Source organism: Peribacillus sp. P4_C12, assembly GCF_056402095.1.
The window spans coordinates 1-617 of record NZ_JBFUIB010001140.1 but is presented as its reverse complement, the minus strand read 5'-3'; the positions used below and the strand labels follow the sequence as shown (position 1 = coordinate 617).

1 protein-coding gene is annotated in these 617 nt (G+C 33.7%); it reads right to left on the bottom strand.

Annotated features, from left to right (window positions below):
• Positions 1-29 precede the first annotated feature (29 nt).
• Positions 30-617: LysR family transcriptional regulator substrate-binding protein (locus AC1DUW_RS31810; RefSeq protein WP_477644577.1), on the bottom strand; the 588-nt coding region annotated here is incomplete at its 5' end.

Here is a 617-nt window from a genome sequence, read left to right as displayed (position 1 = left end):
CCTTGAGACGAAGAACCTTCTCTTTTTTTTTAATTCTTAATAATTTCTGATTTTAAATAATGAATATATTTGTTGGCAAAAGTGGATAAATGTTTATTCTCTGAACGAACTAATCCTAAAGAAATATTTACAGTCGGATGATACACCAAATCAATTGGAACGATATCGCCATTAATGATAAGGGGATAGTTTTTCATTACGAAATCAGGAGCAAATGTAATTGCCAAATTTTCATTGACGGCTTGGAGAACTCCATCCATATTATTTGATGTAAATAAGATTTTCAAGGGCTTATATGTATGAAAGAATTCTTGTACAAAATACTGCATAAATTCACCCTTATATGTCACGAGAGTTTGATCAAGTATATCATGCGGAGTTATAGTACCAAGGATGGCTAAGGGAGAATGCTTAGAAACATAAACTTTCTGCTTCCCTTCGATTAATGCTTCAAAAGCTATTCCTTCCATGTTTATGTTCAAATCACTTGAATACGTAATCAGTCCAATGTCAGTCTTGTGCTGTCGAACATCTTCAATTACAGCAGATCCACTTTTATCGGAAACCTCCAAATTTACGTGCGGATAATCATGTCTAAACGATGCTATCGCTTTTAC